The organism is Bradyrhizobium sp. IC3123, assembly GCF_020193625.1.
Lineage (GTDB): Bacteria > Pseudomonadota > Alphaproteobacteria > Rhizobiales > Xanthobacteraceae > Bradyrhizobium > Bradyrhizobium yuanmingense.
Window position 1 is genome coordinate 164,462 of record NZ_JADYVF010000008.1, and the last position, 17,385, is coordinate 181,846.

Annotated in this window: 14 protein-coding genes; 4 read left to right on the forward strand and 10 right to left on the reverse strand. The window is 64.9% G+C overall.

Annotated elements, in window-relative coordinates; all coding sequences use genetic code 11:
• The 3 genes from I6F20_RS24970 (at position 1) to I6F20_RS24980 (ending at position 3,976) form a co-directional block, all read left to right on the forward strand.
• A complete protein-coding gene (locus tag I6F20_RS24970; RefSeq protein WP_036026598.1) occupies positions 1-930 on the forward strand; it encodes a LysR family transcriptional regulator in 930 nt (309 codons plus the stop codon).
• A 99-nt stretch (positions 931-1,029) separates the two neighbouring features.
• On the forward strand, positions 1,030-2,334 hold the full coding sequence (gene pncB, locus I6F20_RS24975) for a nicotinate phosphoribosyltransferase (protein WP_036011351.1): 1,305 nt from the start codon (positions 1,030-1,032) through the stop codon (positions 2,332-2,334).
• 328 nt (positions 2,335-2,662) lie between these two features.
• Positions 2,663-3,976 carry a GGDEF domain-containing protein gene (locus I6F20_RS24980; RefSeq protein WP_036011353.1) on the forward strand — a complete coding sequence of 438 codons (1,314 nt, stop codon included), beginning with the start codon at positions 2,663-2,665 and terminating at the stop codon, positions 3,974-3,976.
• An 8-nt stretch (positions 3,977-3,984) separates the two neighbouring features.
• Here the strand turns inward: I6F20_RS24980 and I6F20_RS24985 are convergent, their stop codons facing one another.
• Complete coding sequence (locus I6F20_RS24985; RefSeq protein ID WP_193375193.1) at positions 3,985-4,605, reverse strand: TetR/AcrR family transcriptional regulator; 621 nt, start codon at positions 4,603-4,605, stop codon at positions 3,985-3,987.
• A 660-nt stretch (positions 4,606-5,265) separates the two neighbouring features.
• Between I6F20_RS24985 and I6F20_RS24990 the strand changes: the two genes are divergently transcribed.
• Positions 5,266-8,670 (forward strand): acyl-[ACP]--phospholipid O-acyltransferase, encoded by a 3,405-nt coding sequence (locus I6F20_RS24990; RefSeq protein WP_225128246.1) that lies wholly within the window; start codon positions 5,266-5,268, stop codon positions 8,668-8,670.
• 25 nt (positions 8,671-8,695) lie between these two features.
• Here I6F20_RS24990 and tcuB read toward each other — a convergent pair whose 3' ends face one another.
• The 9 genes from tcuB to ybaK all read right to left on the reverse strand — a co-directional run bounded on the left by tcuB (position 8,696) and on the right by ybaK (position 17,220).
• Entirely contained in the window at positions 8,696-9,796 is a 1,101-nt protein-coding gene (tcuB, locus tag I6F20_RS24995; protein WP_225128247.1) for a tricarballylate utilization 4Fe-4S protein TcuB, read from the reverse strand.
• Positions 9,783-11,174, reverse strand: coding sequence for an FAD-dependent tricarballylate dehydrogenase TcuA (gene tcuA / locus I6F20_RS25000; protein WP_225128248.1), 1,392 nt, complete (start codon positions 11,172-11,174; stop codon positions 9,783-9,785). The genes tcuB and tcuA overlap by 14 nt, the downstream gene beginning before the upstream one ends.
• Positions 11,175-11,262: 88 nt before the next feature.
• A complete protein-coding gene (locus tag I6F20_RS25005; protein WP_036011383.1) occupies positions 11,263-12,018 on the reverse strand; it encodes an IclR family transcriptional regulator in 756 nt (251 codons plus the stop codon).
• Positions 12,019-12,026: 8 nt separating this feature from the next.
• Positions 12,027-12,908, reverse strand: coding sequence for an NAD(P)-dependent oxidoreductase (locus tag I6F20_RS25010; RefSeq protein WP_225128249.1), 882 nt, complete (start codon positions 12,906-12,908; stop codon positions 12,027-12,029).
• Between the two features lie 62 nt (positions 12,909-12,970).
• Positions 12,971-14,167 carry an ABC transporter substrate-binding protein gene (locus I6F20_RS25015; RefSeq protein ID WP_051057080.1) on the reverse strand — a complete coding sequence of 399 codons (1,197 nt, stop codon included), beginning with the start codon at positions 14,165-14,167 and terminating at the stop codon, positions 12,971-12,973.
• A gap of 16 nt (positions 14,168-14,183) precedes the next feature.
• A complete protein-coding gene (locus tag I6F20_RS25020) occupies positions 14,184-15,041 on the reverse strand; it encodes an alpha/beta fold hydrolase (protein WP_109145110.1) in 858 nt (285 codons plus the stop codon).
• Positions 15,038-15,481, reverse strand: a complete 444-nt coding sequence (locus tag I6F20_RS25025) for a hypothetical protein (RefSeq protein ID WP_036011397.1) — start codon at positions 15,479-15,481, stop codon at positions 15,038-15,040. The genes I6F20_RS25020 and I6F20_RS25025 overlap by 4 nt, the downstream gene beginning before the upstream one ends.
• 161 nt (positions 15,482-15,642) lie before the next feature.
• Complete coding sequence (locus I6F20_RS25030; RefSeq protein WP_036011399.1) at positions 15,643-16,728, reverse strand: HupE/UreJ family protein; 1,086 nt, start codon at positions 16,726-16,728, stop codon at positions 15,643-15,645.
• A gap of 18 nt (positions 16,729-16,746) precedes the next feature.
• A complete protein-coding gene (gene ybaK, locus I6F20_RS25035; RefSeq protein WP_225128250.1) occupies positions 16,747-17,220 on the reverse strand; it encodes a Cys-tRNA(Pro) deacylase in 474 nt (157 codons plus the stop codon).
• Positions 17,221-17,385: the final 165 nt, after the last annotated feature.

Below are 17,385 nucleotides of genomic sequence, written 5' to 3' on the forward strand. Positions count from 1 at the left end.
ATGAATTGCATGAAGGAAATCGATCATTTGGCCCTCGACGGCCATGCCCTCGAGCTGTTCCTGGCGGTGCTGGAGGAAGGCTCGGTGACGGCGGCAGCGACGCGGCTCGGCCTCACCCAGTCTGCCGTCAGCCACGGGTTGAACAAGCTGCGGCGGATCGCCGGCGATCCGCTGTTCGCCAAGTCCGGCCGTGGCATCGTTGCGACGGCCCATGCGCAGGCACTGGCCGGCAAGGCACGCGCGCTGATCGACGAGATGCGCAGCTTCGCCGGGGGCGTCAGCTTTGAGCCGCCCCGCGCACAGCTGTCGTTGACGATCGCGGCCAACGATTTCCAGCGCGACCTGCTGCTGCCGCGGTTCTTCGATCACGTCGCCGCACAAGTGAAGGGCCTGAATTTGCGCGTGATCCCCTCGCAATCGCCCTCGCCCGCGATGCTGCGCGAAAACCGCTGCGACCTCCTGATCACGCCGCTGCCGCCGTCCGGCGTCGACATCGTGCAGAAGCGGCTGCTGAGGGATCACTACGTCTGCTACTACGATCCCAAAGCGCGCGCAGCGCCGGCCAGCCGCAGCGCTTATCTCGCGGCGCGTCACATCACCGTGGTCTATACCGACAATGAGCGGCTCGACTTCGACCGCCGGCTGGCAGCGAACGGGCTCCACCGCGACATCGCGATCTCCGTGCCGAGCTTCTCCGGCGTGCCGTCGTTCCTGCGCGGCTCACAGATGCTGGCGAGCATGCCGAGCCTGCTCGCGTCCGGCGTAATGCGTGGCTTTACGCAAACACCGATCCCGCTGGCGTCGCGCACGAAGACCCTGGCCGAGCTGCCGATGTTCATGGTCTGGCACCAGCGCTACCAGAAGGACCCGGCCCACCGCTGGGTCAGGAGCCAACTCGAGGCCGTCGCGGCGACGGCCGCCACGTTCTGACCTGCCGTTCTCATGCCCTGATAGCAGGCGCCGCGCTCCGCAAGACTGCCCTTCCCAAACCCACTGGTTGCGCAGGGGGAGCCGCGCTAAAATCCCCCCATGACAGTGACTGACATTGCGAACCGGACCTACAATCACAGCTGGCGGCTGGATCCCATCATCCGCAGCCTGCTCGATACCGACTTCTACAAACTATTGATGTTACAGATGATTCGGGAGGATTACCCGAGTCAGAATGTGACCTTCTCGGTCATCAACCGCTCGCGCCATGTGCGCCTTGCCGAGATCATCGACGAGGGCGAGCTGCGCGCCCAGCTCGACCATGCCCGCACCATCCGCTTCACCAAGAAGGAGCTGATCTGGCTGGCCGGCAACACCTTCTACGGCAAGACCCATATGTTCTCGGCGGATTTCATCCGCTGGCTGGCGGAATTCCGCCTTCCCGAATACGAGCTGCGCAAGGTCGAGGGCCAGTACGAGCTGCATTTTCACGGGCCCTGGACCCACACCACGATGTGGGAGATTCCGGCGCTTGCGATCCTCAACGAGCTGCGTTCGCGTGCGGCCATGAAGGGCCGCGGCCGCTTCGAGCTCGACGTGCTCTACGCCCGCGCCAAGGCCAAGTTGTGGACCAAGGTCGAACGGCTGCGCCAGCTCGAGAACCTGCGGCTCTCCGACTTCGGCACGCGTCGCCGCCACGGCTTCCTCTGGCAGCGCTGGTGCGTCGAGGCGGTGAAGGAAGGCCTCGGCCCCTCCTTCATCGGCACCTCCAACGTGCTTCTCGCGATGGACAACGATCTCGAAGCCATCGGCACCAACGCGCACGAGCTGCCGATGGTGGCCGCCGCGCTCGCCAGAGACGACGAGGAATTGCGCTGGGCGCCCTACCGCATTCTCGACCAGTGGCGTCAGACTTACGGCGGCAACCTCCTGATCGCGCTGCCCGACGCCTTCGGTACCAGGACCTTCCTCCGCGATGCACCGGAATGGGTCGCCGATTGGACCGGCTTCCGCCCCGACAGCGCGCCGCCGATCCAGGCTGGGGAGGAGATCATCGCCTGGTGGCAGAAGCAGGGTCGCAACCCCAAGGACAAGCTGCTCGTCTTCTCCGACGCGATGGACGTCGGCTCGATCGAGGACACCTATCGCCACTTCGCAGGGCGCGTGCGGCTCTCCTTTGGCTGGGGCACCAACCTCACCAACGATTTCGTCGGCTGCACGCCGGACGGCTCGATCAGCCTCGATCCGATCTCGCTGGTCTGCAAGGTCTCATCAGTCGACGGCCGTCCGGCCGTCAAGCTCTCCGACAATCCGGAGAAGGCGACCGGCCTGCCCTCGGAAATCGAGCGTTATCTGCGCGTGTTCGGCGACGCCGGTCGCGTGCGCAAGCCGGTGCTGGTGTAGGACACAGGTCCACGGAGAGCGTGTAGCGCCCGTCCGCCGCTACGTCGTCATTGCGAAGAGCTCTTGCGACGAAGCAATCCAGAATGAAGCCGCGGAGGCAAGCTGGATTGCTTCGCTGCGCTCGCAATGACAAGGCATTGGTTCGCGATATCGCATCAGCTCCGATTTCGCGGCATTTGAAACGATCTGCGTGCATCCACGTCACATTACCTTCACCGTCCGTCACAATCCCTCGCACTTTTCAGGTCCAGTTAAGCAACCATCTCGTCTACTTTGCGTTGCAGGCGCAACGCCCCTGCCGGGCGCGTCGATCGACTTGGGGACTGGTGTGTTTCGCAGAACAGCGGCGTCGGCGGAGGGCGGCAACCTCCTTCACGTCATCAAGCTCGTCTCGCCTTTCGTGATGGTCGTCGTGCTGCAGGCGGCGATCGCCGGATTCAGTCTCGAGGTGATGTCGTCGGTCCGCGCCTATGTCGCCGGCGAAGCACTCTGGTCGCGCTCGCAGAAGAACGCGGTCTACTTCCTCAATCTCTATCTGCATTCGGGCGAACCGAGCCAGTTCGCGCAATATCAGGCTTCACTCGCCGTCCCCATCGGCGACGAGTTCGCACGCTGGGCGCTGGAACGCGATCCGGTCGACGTCGAGGCCGCCCGCGTCGGCTTTCTCCAAGGCGGCAACCATCCCGATGACGTCCCGGGACTGATCTGGCTGTTTCGCTATTTCAATCGCGTCAGCTTCCTCCAGGACGCGATCAGGGAATGGGCCGCCACCGATCCCATGCTGCTGGAGCTCAGCGTGTTCGGCGAGGTCATCCGATCCGAGCTGAAGAAAGGTCCCATTCAGGACGACGACCGCCTGCAATTCCTGTCGTCGCGGCTATCGGAGCTCAATGCCCAGTTCACGGTGCACGCCAAGCAATTCTCCACCGTCCTCGGCGAAGGATCCCGGGCGATCAAGCTGACGCTGACGGGCATCAACATCATCACGGCTGCGGCGCTGATCCTGCTCCTGATCTGGCATACGCGGCGCCTGGTGCGGCAACGGCAGACCTTCGAAGACGCCTTGCATGCCGAGAAGGAGCGCCTGGCCTGGCAGGCATCGCATGATTGGTTGACCGGCCTCTCCAACCGCCGCGCCTTCGAGGCGCGCCTGCAAGCCGAGCTGGACAATGCCGCGGCGGGTGCGCTCGCCCTCATCCTGCTCGACCTCGACCAGTTCAAGAGCGTCAACGACAGTTGCGGCCACCTCGCCGGCGACCGCCTGCTCTGCCAGGTCTCGCGCCTGCTGCAGCAGGACCGGCATGCGCATGATCTGGTGGCCCGGCTCGGCGGTGACGAATTCGGCCTGATCCTGCCGCGATGCTCGCCCTTCGATGCCGTCGACATCGCCGAGGGTCTGCGCCGGTCGCTGGAGCTGTTCAATTTCGCCTGGGACGACCGTTGCTTTGCCGTGACCGCCAGCATCGGCGTCGCCTGCATCGCCGACGGCAACATCACGCTCGAGGATGCGATGCGACGCGCGGATGCGGCCTGCTACCGCGCCAAGGAAAAGGGCCGCAACCGCGTTCAGGTCGAGAACGGGCGATCGGACGTTGTCGTCGTTGCGCCACGCCCGCGCGAAGCGGTCGCTGCACGAGGGTAATGGCATCGTCACCGCAGGGGCAGAATTCCAAGTCCTGCGAGATGGGTGTCGACGAATTGTTCGATCTGCTGGCGCAGCATCTGCGACGGCACGGCCACCATGCGCTCCTCGAGGCCGAGCGAGATGATGCCATGCACGGCGGAAAACAGCGTGCGCGACAGCAGCGCAATCTTCACGTCGTCCGCATCCGGCAATAGCCGCACCAGGGGCGGATGCATCAGCGCGAACGCATCCATCACCATCTGGAGGATGTCGTCCGGATAGGGGCGATCGTCCTCCATCCGATGCTCGAACAGGGAACGCAGCAAATTGGCGTGCGCGGCGAAGAAGTCGAGATAAGTCTCGGCGAGCCCATAAAGCTGGCGGACCGGATCCTCGGCGGGAACAGCACGGAGCCGGGCCGTGAGCGCCTGAACCGTTTCCCGGTTCACCGTCAGAATGACCCCGTCGAAGTCGCCAAACTCGTTATAGACGCTGCCGACCGAGCAGCCGGCCGCCTCGGCAACATCCCGAACCTTCAATGATCTCAGCCCCTTAGCTGAGATGATGCCGCGGGCAATTTCGACGATCTGGAGCCGGCGCCGAAATTTTTTCTGGTCGCGCGGCGATTCTTCTTGAACATTGTTCATTCTCAAGCTACTCATGTGAACATTGTTCAATCTAACCCGGAGACCTGGAAAATGCAAACCCTTGCTGTCGATATCGCCACCACCTTCGTCGATGACGCCGCCGCCCTCGTCGCCGGCTTTGGCCGGGCCCTGCTGCGGCTGGCCATGGCCCCGGTCAATCGCATCGCCAACGCCTGCGACGTTGCCGGTGTGCTCGCCGAACGCCGGGCGACTCTTCGGATGTGGCGGGCGAGCCGTGCCCGTGCCCGTCACGAGGGCCGCCGGTTCAGCCTGCTCGGCCGCTTCTCGCCGTTTCGCCACCTCGCCCATCTCACCTGAGGCGCGCACGCGGGTCGGCTCGAATGCAAGCGCCGGCTGCAAGGATGGACTTAACCATGTCCGGACGGGCGTGGCCGATCCGGCGGATTTCGACGATGCGGTTCAGTCTTTCCTTCATCGCCCGGCGCCATATCCGGGCGAGCGAGGCCGCTCCGCCCGGCCTCGACCGGATATTTGCGAACCTAACGATGCCGATTGGAGACCAACAGGATCGGAGGAACCGAGGGGACAGAGCAGGCCAGCAACTTCGTTGCCGCGCAATCGTTCGCCCTATGCTTCCGGTCGTGACGTTTCACAGACAACGTAACAACCTCAGTCTGCCTTGCCAAAACAGGACCAGTCATGATCAGGGAATTGATGTCGTCACGCCGCTTTGCGCCGCTGTTCTGGGCGCAATTCTTCTCGGCGCTCAATGACAACGTGCTCAAGAATGCGCTCGTCATCATCCTGCTCTACAGCGCGGCAACGAGCCACGGCGATGCGCTGGTGACGGTGGCAGGCGCCGTCTTCATCTTCCCCTACTTCATCCTGTCCGGGCTCGGCGGCCAGCTCGCCGACAAATACGTCAAATCCGTCGTCGCAAGGCGGCTCAAATTCGTCGAGATCTTTGCAGCCTGCTTCGCCGCTGCCGGCTTCTTCCTGCATTCGGTGCCGCTCTTGTTCGCAGCGCTCGCGCTGTTCGGCACCATCGCCGCGCTGTTCGGCCCGGTGAAATACGCGATGCTGCCGGACCAGCTCGAGCTCGGCGAACTCGCGACCGGCAACGCGCTGGTCGAAGGCGCGACCTTCATGGCGATCCTGCTCGGCACCGTCGCCGGCGGCCAGTTCGTCGCCGGCTCCGCGCATATGGGCTGGGTCGCATCCGCCGTGGTCGTGCTGGCCGTGTTGTCCTGGGCGTTCGCGTCCCGCATTCCGCAGACGACGCCCTCCGCGCCTGAGCTGCCCGTCGACGCCAATCCCTGGACCTCGACGGTGAGCCTGCTCAGGACGCTTCGTGCCGACCATCGCCTCTGGGACGGCACCGTGATCGTCTCCTGGTTCTGGCTGGTCGGCGCCATCGTGCTGTCGCTGCTGCCGGCGCTGATCAAGGACGTCGTCGGCGGCACCGAGGGCGTCGTGACGCTGTGCCTTGCCATCTTCGCGATCGGCATCGCGATCGGCTCGCTGTTTGCCGCCAGCCTCAGCCACGTTCGCCCGAACCTCGCGCTGGTGCCGATCGGCGCCATCATCATGGGCTTTGCCGGCCTCGATCTCGCCTGGGCCATCGGCGTCACCGCAAAGGGGCACGAGATCACCGCGCTCGGCTTCGCGACTTCGTTCGGTGGCCTGCGCATGCTGGCCGACTTCGTCGCCTTCGCCTTCGGCGGCGGCCTGTTCGTCGTGCCGTCCTTTGCCGCGGTCCAGGCCTGGTCGCAACCTTCCGAACGCGCCCGCATCATCGCCGCCGGCAACGTGCTGCAGGCTGCCTTCATGGTGGTCGGCTCGCTGTTCGTCGCGCTATTGCAGGCGGCAGGTCTGCATATCGGTTGGATCTTCTTCGGCCTCGGCGTCGCCAGCTTCGGCGCGGTGTGGTTCGTGCTGACCAAGTGGGGCAAGGAAGGCGTGCGCGATGCCGGCGGGCTTCTGTTCCGCGCCCTGTTCCGTACCGAGGTGCGCGGCCTCGAAAACCTGCCGCCTCCCGGCACGCGCATGCTGATCGCGCCGAACCATGTCAGCCTGATCGACGGCCCGCTGCTGCACGCCGTGCTGCCGATCGACGCGAGCTTTGCGGTCGACACCGGCATCGCCAAGGCCTGGTGGGCCAAGCCGTTCCTGCGCGCCGTCAAGCACTACACGATGGACCCGAGCAAGCCGCTGGCCGCGCGCGACCTGATCAAGCTCGTCGCCGCTGGCGAGCCAGTCGTGATCTTCCCGGAGGGACGGATCACCGTCTCGGGATCGCTGATGAAGGTGTATGACGGCACCGCGATGATCGCGGACAAGGCCGACGCCGTGGTCGTGCCGGTCCGGATCGAAGGCGCGCAACGCTCCTATCTCAGCTATCTCAACTCCAGCCAGATCAAGCGGTCCTGGTTTCCGCGCGTGACGGTGACGATCCTACCGCCGGTCAAGCTTCCGGTCGACGAAACGCTGAAGGGCAAGGCCCGCCGCAACGCCGCCGGCGCCGCGCTGCAGGACGTCATGATCGACGCCCTCGTCAAGAACGCCATGCTCGATCACACGCTGTTCGAAGCCCTCGGACACGCCTATCGCGACCGCGACACCGGCAAGGTCATCATCGAGGACGCGCTCGGCACCAAGCTGACTTATCGCAAGCTGATCCTCGGCGCGCAGGTCCTGAGCCGCAAGCTCGAGAACGGCACCGCAACCGGCGAGAATGTCGGCGTGCTGCTGCCGAACTCCGCGGGCGTCGCCGTCGTCTTCATGGCGCTGCAGAACAGCGGCCGGGTGCCGGCGATGCTCAATTTCTCGGCCGGTCCGGTCAACGTGCTCGCCGCCATGAAGGCCGCGCAGGTCAAGACCGTGCTGACGTCGAAGGCCTTCATCGAGAAAGGCAAGCTCGACAAGCTGATGACTGCGATCTCCGCGGAGGCACGCGTCGTCTATCTCGAGGACGTCCGCGCCTCGATCAGCCTCGCCGACAAGATCAAGGGCCTGCTCGCGGGCACGACGCCGCGCGTGCCCCGCCAGGCCAACGATCCCGCCGTCGTGCTGTTCACGTCGGGCTCGGAAGGTACGCCCAAGGGCGTGGTGCTGTCCCACCGCAACATCCTCGCCAACGCGGCGCAGGCGCTGGCGCGGGTCGATGCCAATGCCAACGACAAGGTGTTCAACGTGTTGCCGGTGTTCCACTCGTTTGGACTCACGGGCGGAATGATGATGCCGATGCTGGCGGGCATTCCGATCTACATGTATCCCTCGCCGCTGCACTACCGGATCGTGCCCGAGCTGATCTACCAGACCGGCGCTACGATCCTGTTCGGCACGGATACGTTCCTGACCGGCTATGCGCGCTCGGCGCACGCTTACGACTTCCGCACCCTGCGCCTCGTCATCGCCGGCGCCGAGGCGGTCAAGGACCGCACGCGGCAGGTCTTCATGGAGCGCTACGGCATTCGCATCCTCGAAGGCTACGGCGTCACCGAGACGGCGCCGGTGCTGGCGATGAACACGCCGATGGCCAACCGCCCCGGCACCGTCGGCCGTCTCTCGCCGCTGATGGAAAGCCGTCTCGATCCGGTCCCCGGCATCGAGGAAGGCGGACGCCTCTCGGTGCGCGGCCCGAACGTGATGCTCGGCTACCTCAGGGCCGAAAATCCCGGCGTGCTCGAAAAGCTCCCCGACGGCTGGCACGACACCGGCGACATCGTTTCGATCGACCCGGCCGGCTTCATCACCATCAAGGGCCGCGCCAAGCGCTTTGCCAAGATCGCGGGCGAAATGGTCTCGCTGTCGGCGGTCGAAGCCATCGCGACGGCGTTGTGGCCGCAGGCCGCATCGATCGCCGTGTCGATCCCCGACCAGCGCAAGGGCGAGCGCATCGTGCTGCTGACGACCGAGAAGAACGCCGAGCGCAGCGCGATGCAGGCCCAGGCCAAGGCGATCGGCGCCTCCGAGCTGACCGTGCCCGCTGCGATCATGGTGGTCGACAAGGTGCCGCTGCTCGGCACCGGCAAGACCGACTATGTCACGGCCACGACGATGGCCCGCGAGCAGGGATCCCCGCCCGAGCGCGAGGTGGCGTAAGAGGTTGCGAGACGGGCGGCGCGGGTTACGCCGCCGTCCGCCGCTCCTGCGCATAGCGCACCAGCGCGGCGAAGCGATAAAGGCCGTGCACGAACTTGCCGTAGGGCATCGTGATGAACAACGCGAACACCGCGCCGAGATGCAGCGCGAGCAGCGGTCCCATCGCGGCAGTCTCGCGCAGCACCAGCAGCAGCATTCCGGTGAGACCGGTCAGGAACAGCATGGCGATGAAACCGACGTCCATGCCGTAGCTGTATTCGTCGAGCAGCGCGGGATCGCGCCGCATCTTGGCCGCGAACAGGCCGATGGGCCCGACGATCAGGCCGACGCCGCCGAGCGTGCCGAGCACCACGGGCAGGTCCCACCACGGATACGGCGCCTCGCGGCCGAGCAGATAATGATAGAGCGTCGCGACCGAGGTCGCTGCAAAGCATAGGAGGAAGCCGTAGAAGGTCAGGTGGTGATATAGCTTGCGCCGGTCGGTCGGCTTATCATCCTCGTTGTAGCAGCCGACGCCGCCGCCATGGAGATAGCGCAGCTCGCCGGCGTCGCGGATCGCCTGAAAGATCGAGCCGCCGTCGGCGCGGTCGCCGATCGGCGTGCCGATGTCGCGCCAGAAGGCACGCACGCTCATGACGAGTGCGAGGATCGCGTAGAGGAATGCGGCGCCAAACAGCGCGACCATCGCGTTGTGCGGCATCAGCTTGTAGAAGGCGCCGGGGCCGGTGTGCACGCCGAACAGCACGCTGCGGTCGTTCAGGGCGACGAAGCCGAAAATGAATGCCGCCATGCTGAGCGCGGCGGTGATGCTGATGACGAGGCCGTTGCGCGCGAAGGCGCCGGAGAGCGGCCGCGGCCAGGCATAGGCCGCATAGGACTCCGCGCGCGCAACCGCCAACGTCTTCGGGACGTTGACGTTGAATTCGTGCGGCGGCGAGAACTGGCAGTCGACGTAGCAGGCGCCGCAGGAATGGCAGAGATTGGCGAGATAGTTGAGATCGCCGTCGGAGAAGGCGCGCCGCATCTCCATGGCCGGAAACACCGCGCACAGGCCCTCGCAATAGCGGCAGGAATTGCAGACCGTCATCAAACGGTCGGCTTCGTCGAGAATCCTAGTTCCGTGCATGTTTCGCCGCTTCCCGTCCTGCGATCCGCCCGAACACGCTGCCGATCGTCATGCCCATGCCGGCCGCATAGCCCTTGCCGAGCACATTGCCGGCCATGATCTCGCCGGCCGCGAACATGTTGGCGGACGGCTTGCCGTCCTTCATCAGCATTCGCGCCTCCTTGTTCACGCGCGTGCCGAGGTAGGTGAAGGTGATGCCGGGCCGCACCGGATAGGCGAGAAAAGGCGGCGTCTCGATCCGGCGCGCCCAATGCGTCTTGGGCGGCGTGATGCCCTCCGTCACGCAATCATCCAGAATGGTGTGGTCGAAGGTCCCGGGCCGCACCGCGGCGTTGAACTCGGTGATGGTCTGTTCCAGCGCGGCCGGATCGAGCGCGAGCTTGCCGGCGAGCTCCGCGATCGTCTGCCCGGCGATCGGCGGAAACAACGTCGGCATGAAGCTGGTGACCACGGTGGAGTCGAAGATGATGTAGGCGATCTGGTCGGGCTGCGCCGCGACCAGCCGGCCCCAGATCGCGTACCGCTTCGGCCAGAGGTCCTCGCCCTCGTCGTAGAAGCGCTGGGCATGCTTGTTGACGACGATGCCGAACACCACGGAGTCGTGCCGCGTGATGATGCCGCCGTCGAATTTCGGCGCACGGGCATCGATCGCGACCGCATGACACTGCGTGGGATCGCCGACCTCCTGCACGCCCTTGTCGAGCAGCATCTTCAGGATCGAGCCGCGGTTATAGGGCGTGCCGCGGATCAGGAAGTTGTCGGCGGCCTCGCCCCAATATTGCTTGAGCCATTCGATGTTGGCCTCGAACCCGCCGGCGGCGGCGACCAGTGATGTCGCGCGGATCTCGGTCTCGCCCTTGATCGGCCGCTGGAGGCGCGCGGCGAGGAACATGCCGTCCTCGATCACGAGATCGACGACTTCGGCGTCGTATTCGACGTCGACACCGAGCCGCTCCGCGGTGAGATAAAGCGCGTTCAGCATCGCCCGCCCGCCGCCCAGGAAGAAGGAGTTGGTGCGGCCGAGGCTCAGCGTGCCGCCGAGCGAGGGCTGCCAGCGCACGCCCTGCTCCACGATCCAGTTCAGGATGTCCTTGGATTCGCGGATCATATGTCGGGCGAGCACCTCGTCGGTCTGCCCGCCGGTGACGCGCAGCAGATCCTCCCAGAATTCCTCCTCGGTGTAGGGGCCGGTCAGGATTTCGGTCGCCGCGTCATGGGCGCAGCGCATGTTGCGGGTGTGGCGGGTGTTGCCGCCGCGATAGAATTTCGGCGCGCCTTCGAGCACGAGCACCGAGGCGCCGCCGCGCCGCGCGCTGATCGCAGCGCACAGGGCGGCGTTGCCGCCGCCGATCACCAGCACGTCGTATTTGCTGCTCATACCGTCCGCCCGACGGCACGCGAGATTGGAGAAATTCTGTCCGTCAGTGGCATGCTCGACCTTCCAGCGTTGCGCATTTTGTCGACAACTAGCGCCTCGCCCTGCGCGCTGGACGCGCGTCTTCAGCCAAAGCCGATAAGGCATTGTCGAGGATCTCGGTCGGACCGCCCAGCGTGCGCGTCAGGCGGATGGCTGCCTTCAGCAACAGCGACGCCATCGTCTTGATATTGTCTCTCGTGAAGCGCGGCTTCGGCCCCGAGAGCGACAAGGCGCCGACGCACTTGCCGCCGGACCCGAACACGGGGCAGGCCAGCCCGGCACAATCCGGATCGCGCTCCCCGAACGACACTGCGATGCAGCCCTCGCGAATCGCGTCATAGGTCGCGCCTTTCTCACCGTCGAAGGCGAGAATAACCCGGCCCGCCGCCCCGCGCTCCAGCGGCAGCAGCATGCCGGCCTCGACGCGGTCGAGCGTCGAGTGTTGGGAATCGACGCGGAACACGCAGAGCCGGCGCTTGGCATCATGCCGCACGTGGTACGACGGACTTTCGGTGCCGTCGGCCACGAGCTGGCGCAGCAGCGGCATCACCCGATCATGCAGATTGTTGTTGCGCTGGTACACCGCACCCAGCCGGAACGGCGTCGGCCCGAGATGGTAGCGGCCGTCGGCGAGTTGCACGAGGTAGCCGAATTCCTGAAGCGAGGCCATCAGCCGCAACAGCGTGCTTTTGTACATCTTGGTGCGCTTGGCAAGCTCCGCCAGCGTCATCGGCTCCGGGGCATCCTCGAACGCGGCAAGGATCGTCAGAGCGCGGTCGACGGCGGCGACACCGGGCGAAGGCATGGCGTTTCCTATTGGGGGAATCCGGAGGGATCGATGAGCTTAGCGATGACGGGAAAGTAAGCATCCCCCATCCCCTTGTCGATCGTCTCCTGGAAGATGGTGCGCATAAGCGCGGCACCGCGCAGGTTGAGCCCAGCCTGCGCGCCGAGCTCCAGCGCATAGGAGAGGTCCTTGATTGCATATTCAGTGGAGAACGCCCGCAGCGGAAACTCCCCGGCGACGATCGCCTTCATGCCGTGATTGCGCAGGGCAAAACTGTCCGCCGACCCCTTGGACAACGTCTCCAGCAGCAGCTTCGGCTCGACGCCGCTGTGCTTGGCAAGCGCGACGGCCTCCGCCAGCGCATTCACCGTCTCGAACAGCACCATGTTGTTGAGGATCTTCGTCACTTGGCCTGCGCCGGTTCCGCCACAGAGAGTGACGTCGGTCGCAAAATGCCGGATCAGCGGCTCGACCGCGGCGAACTGCTCGGCTGTCGCGCCGACCATAACGCTGAGCGTGCCGTCCTGGGCTGCCTGGCGGGTGCGCGCGATCGGCGCATCGATCCAGAGCGCGCCCTTCTCCGCGAGCTGCTTCGCGAATGAACGGGTCAGGCCGACGTCGGACGTGCCGAGATCGATCACAGTCTGGTCGCGCTTGACCGCCGGCAGGATGCTCTCGAAGACCGACATGACGTGCTTGGCGCTGGGCAGGCACAGGAAGACCGTCTGTGCGCCGGCGACGACATCCCCGATCGACGTCGTCGCCGTCGCTCCGTCAGCTGCGACCCGAGCCAACGGCTCCGCAGCAAGGTCGAAGGCAAGCACCGGCCGGCCGCTCTTGCGCAACAGGTTGCGGCAGATCGGCTCGCCCATGACGCCAAGACCGATGAACCCAATCGAACCAGACATTCCTTAACTCTCCCTCGAAGTCGTGTGGCCGGGCGGACGCCGGTCCCGCCCGGCCGGCGCAGTTACTTTACCAGCGGGCAGCCGCCTTCGCTCAACGGCCGGAATACCTCGTCGCCCGGCTTGGAGCCGACGATCCGGTAATAGTCGAACTTGTACTTGGACTCCTCCGGCTTCTTCACTTGCACGAGATACATCGTGTGCAGCACGCGCCCGTCGGGGCGGACCGCAACGTCCTTGTTGTACATGTCGTTGACCTTCAGCTCGTGCATCTTGGCGGCAACGACCGTTGCATCGGTGGTGCCCGCTGCCTTGACGGCGGCGAGGTAATGTCGGACGCCGCTGTAGACGCCTGCCTGCACCATGCTCGCGACCTTGCCGTCCATCAGCGTCGAGTAACGCTTCGACCAGGCCCGGGTCTGCTCGTTGAGGTCCCAGTAGAACGAGGTCGTCACCTGCAAACCCTGCGTGACCTTCAGGCCAAGCGAGTTCACATCCGTGATGAAGACCAGGAGGCCGGCGAGCTTCTGGCCGCCCTCGACGATGCCGAACTCACCAGCCTGCTTGATCGCGGTCTGCACGTCCGCGCCCGACGTCGCGAGGCCAACGACGTCGGCCTTGGATCCCTGCGCCTGCAGCAGAAAGGACGCAAAATCCGCAGTGCCGAGCGGATGCGCGGCCGAGCCGATCACTTTGCCGCCGGCGACGTCGATGAACTTCGTGGCATCGCGCTGAAGCGCGTGACCGAAGGCGTAGTCGGCTGTCACGAAGTACCAGGTCTTGCCGCCAGCCCGCGTGATCGCGTCGCTGGTCAGCTTCGACAGCGCGTAGGTGTCGTAGTTGAAGTGGAAGCTGATCGGCGAGCAGGACTTTCCCGTGAAATCGGACGAGCCCGGACCCGAGATGACGAAGATCTTGTTCTTCTGCTTGGCGACTTCCAGGATGGCAAAGCCGGCCGAGGAGGCTGCGCCGTCCGCGATCATGTCGACGCCCTCATTGTCGAACCATTTGCGCGCAGTTGCCGATGCGATGTCCGGCTTGTTCTGATGGTCGGCCGAAATGATCTCGATCTTCTTGCCGAGGAGTTCGTTGCCGAAATCCTCCGCGGCGAGCCTTGCGGCGGCGACCGAGCCCCGCCCTCCATTGTCGGCGAACACACCGGACTGGTCGTTGAGAACGCCGATCCTGATGACATCGTCGGCCGCGACCGCGGCACTCGTCTGCGCGGCCAGAGCGACCGCAATCATCCAACGCAACTTCATAACATATGCCTCCCGTTTACGACTTTTGCTTATCGAGGATGTTTTGCAGCACCGGCGCGATGTAGCGGCGGAACTGGCCTGGGTTTTCACTCATCGGAAAATGGCCAAGCCGCTCCATGACGGTGGCCTTCGCACCGGGAATCCCGGCGGCGGTCCGCAGCGTGTCCTCCGGCGTGCAGGAGAAATCGTACTCGCCGGTCAGCAGATAGAGCGGGCACTGGTTGACGTCGATGTTGCCGGTGCGACCACGCAGATCGCCATCGACGCGATAGAAATAAAGATCGCCCTTGAAGATGCCGGGTCCGCCCTGCTTGTAGCCCCACAGTGTCTCGTTGCGCGCACCCTCAGGACCGCCAGGCGCGATCAATCCCGATACCAGCGCGGCGCAGACCTCGCCGCCATGAACATCGGGCCGGTTCAGCCAGGTCGTTTCGTACCAGGGCTGCTGGAAGTCGGCGGCCTCAAGGCCGATCAGAGCGCGAAACTCGTGAGCATGCGCAATGGCGAGATTGAGCACGATGCGGCCACCGATCGAGCAACCCATCACCACCGGCCGCTCCAGCCCAAGCGCGCTGCAGAAGGCGCGGATCGTCGCCGTGTAGCTCGCGGTGGTCAGCCGGTATTCGCTGCCATATCGGCTGTCCGGGGGATTGGACTTACCATGCCAGGGCATGTCGAACGTGATGACTCGGAAATGCCTCGTGAACTCGTCGTCCACGAGCAGATGACGCCACTGCCGCGCGTCGGAGCCGGCGGTGTGGAGGCAAACCAGGGGAATGCCGCTGCCGTTCTCCTCGAAATAGATCCTGTTGACCTCGCCATCGATCTCGACGTGCACGTAGCGCCCGACAATCGGCTCGATGAAGCCGTTCATGACGCGCCTCCGAACCCGCTGCGCCGCGGTAGCGCCAGAAGATCCTTGAAATACTGAAGGTACGCCATGAACGGATGCAGATCGCCTTCGAGCGTCGCCTGCCCGCGCTTGGTCAACGCCAGCAGATCGTGCCATCCCGCCGGCGGCATTCGTTGCCAATATGCGGCGAACGCGGCGGGCGTCGCGCGATAGGAGAAGCGCCAGGAACGCATCAGCACTGGCGCCGGCGCCATGTCGACGATCCGACCGGCCCGAATGGCGAGGTGGAATGGCTGCGTGCTCGGCCCGAGCAGGCAATCCACATCGAGCCAGCGACCACGGGCAGTGAGGGCCTCGTCGCGGATCAGCAAATCGGGAATCGCCTTGAAGGCTTCGATGACGGCATCGGGCGTGAATGGCACCGGTGAGCCGTCGTCCTGCCGGACGCGTTCGAATTCCATTGTCTCGTCCCTCAATTGCGTTCGTTCTATTGTACAGAACGATATTCTATTTCTATTCCAGTTTCTATACAGGGCTTGTGAGCGAACTCAAGTGCGCAGGAGCCGTGGGGCCGCGCGCCGTGGCGGAAGCAGGCCGACCGCGCGAGAGAGACCGCTTGATTTCAAGCTTCGAAGACGCGCGCGACCAGCCAATAGCCGCCGAGCAGGCCGATCATGGCAGAGAACGTGTAAACCAGCCCCGCCGCCCTCACCGGTTCGGACCGGTCCCCTCCGCTCCATCGATCGGCGAGACGGAGGGTCGGCAACGCGACCGCAACGATCGCGACCTGCCCGATCTCGACGCCGATGTTGAAAGCGGCAAGCGCCGGCACGGCTGTGTTTGGCGGTAACCCGATGTCACGCAGCACCCCCGCGAAGCCGAAGCCGTGGATCAAGCCGAACAGAAAAGCCACGCGCCAGCGCCTGTCGACGTCGCGCGAGAAGAAGTTCTCCACAGCCACGAAGACGATCGAGGCCGCAATTGCAGGCTCCACGATGCTGCTCGGAATCACGAGAACATCGAGCGCGGCCAGCGACAAGGTGATTGAATGGGCAATGGTGAAGGCCGTCACGATTTTGACGACGGGCATGAGCCGTCGCGCCCACAGCACCACCGCGATCAGGAATGCGATGTGATCGTAACCGAGGAAGATGTGCTCGATGCCGGTGATGACATAGCGCTGCATCGTCGACCACAGCGACGGCGGCGCGGTTGAAAGCGTGACCGTCGTGTTGCCGGCGTCGAGCAAGGCCTGCGTTTCCGACCGCCCCTGCGCAATCAGCACGACTTGTCGAGCAGCCTTGTCCTTCTCGGTCAGCACGGTGGAACGATAGATGAGATCGCCGGCGGCGTCGGCGCAGGCAAAGCTGTTGCGATAGACGACGCCGTCTCCGTCGGCCAAGATCGCGGCATCTCCGGCAACACAGGCCTTGGCACCACCTGTGACAGCCAGGTGCGTGCCCATATAGGCAAGGATCGCGGGCTTGGCCGCTTCGACCGCGACAGGATCGACCGCGTCCCGTCTCGGATCATAGATCTTCGTACCGATCAGGCGATCGACATCGCTGCCCTTCAACCCGAGCTCGACGCTCACCGAGCGATCAGGGCTCAGCCCCACGCGCGCGGTGACGAGATTGACCTCATGTGCCTCTGCCGGAAAAGCGATGCCGAGCAGCACCCAGAACCCCGCCAGAAGCAGCCGCCTCATGATCCCGCTCCATCGCGCTCACGCCAGCACATCCGCCACCACGGCCTTCAGGACGTCCCGCGCATCGGCCGGCTTCAGCCGGACCTGCAAGCCGCGCTGGCCTCCATTGAGATAGACGAGATCATGCGCAAGCGCGCTCTGCTCGATCACGGTGCGCACAGGCTTGCGCTGCCCGAACGGGCTGATGCCGCCGACCTTGTAGCCGGTGACGCGCTCGGCCTCGGGCCGCTTCATCATCTGCGCCGACTTGCCGCTCGCCGCCGCCGCCAGCTTCTTCATCGAGACCTCCTGGTCGGACGGCACGACCACGCACACCGGCTTGCCGTCGACCAGCGCCATCAGCGTCTTCAGGACGCGCGCCGGCTCCTCGCCGAGCGCGGCCGCCGCCTGCAGCCCGATGCTCTCGGCGTCGGGATCATAGTCGTAGGTGTGCACGGTGAAGGCAACACCGGCGGCCGTGAGTGCGCGTGTCGCGGGGGTGACTTTGGACATGCGTCACATGTAGCACCGTCATTGCGAGGAGCGAAGCGGAGTGGGAAAGCTGGCACCACGCATTCACTGTCATCGCCCGGCTTGACCGGGCGATCCAGTACTCCGAGACTTTGCGATTGAATCGATGGGCCGCGGCGTACTGGATGCCCCGGTCAGGCCGGGGCA

Bases quoted from the DNA above. Each gene is read 5' to 3' on its own strand.
- I6F20_RS25010 (WP_225128249.1), bottom strand. From the start codon at position 12,908: ATGTCTGGTTCGATTGGGTTCATCGGTCTTGGCGTCATGGGCGAGCCG.
- ybaK (WP_225128250.1), bottom strand. From the start codon at position 17,220: ATGTCCAAAGTCACCCCCGCGACACGCGCACTCACGGCCGCCGGTGTT.
- pncB (WP_036011351.1), top strand. From the start codon at position 1,030: ATGACAGTGACTGACATTGCGAACCGGACCTACAATCACAGCTGGCGG.
- I6F20_RS25030 (WP_036011399.1), bottom strand. From the start codon at position 16,728: ATGAGGCGGCTGCTTCTGGCGGGGTTCTGGGTGCTGCTCGGCATCGCT.
- tcuA (WP_225128248.1), bottom strand. From the start codon at position 11,174: ATGAGCAGCAAATACGACGTGCTGGTGATCGGCGGCGGCAACGCCGCC.
- I6F20_RS24990 (WP_225128246.1), top strand. From the start codon at position 5,266: ATGATCAGGGAATTGATGTCGTCACGCCGCTTTGCGCCGCTGTTCTGG.
- I6F20_RS24985 (WP_193375193.1), bottom strand. From the start codon at position 4,605: ATGAACAATGTTCAAGAAGAATCGCCGCGCGACCAGAAAAAATTTCGG.
- I6F20_RS25020 (WP_109145110.1), bottom strand. From the start codon at position 15,041: ATGAACGGCTTCATCGAGCCGATTGTCGGGCGCTACGTGCACGTCGAG.
- I6F20_RS25015 (WP_051057080.1), bottom strand. From the start codon at position 14,167: ATGAAGTTGCGTTGGATGATTGCGGTCGCTCTGGCCGCGCAGACGAGT.
- I6F20_RS25005 (WP_036011383.1), bottom strand. From the start codon at position 12,018: ATGCCTTCGCCCGGTGTCGCCGCCGTCGACCGCGCTCTGACGATCCTT.
- I6F20_RS24970 (WP_036026598.1), top strand. From the start codon at position 1: ATGAATTGCATGAAGGAAATCGATCATTTGGCCCTCGACGGCCATGCC.
- I6F20_RS25025 (WP_036011397.1), bottom strand. From the start codon at position 15,481: ATGGAATTCGAACGCGTCCGGCAGGACGACGGCTCACCGGTGCCATTC.
- tcuB (WP_225128247.1), bottom strand. From the start codon at position 9,796: ATGCACGGAACTAGGATTCTCGACGAAGCCGACCGTTTGATGACGGTC.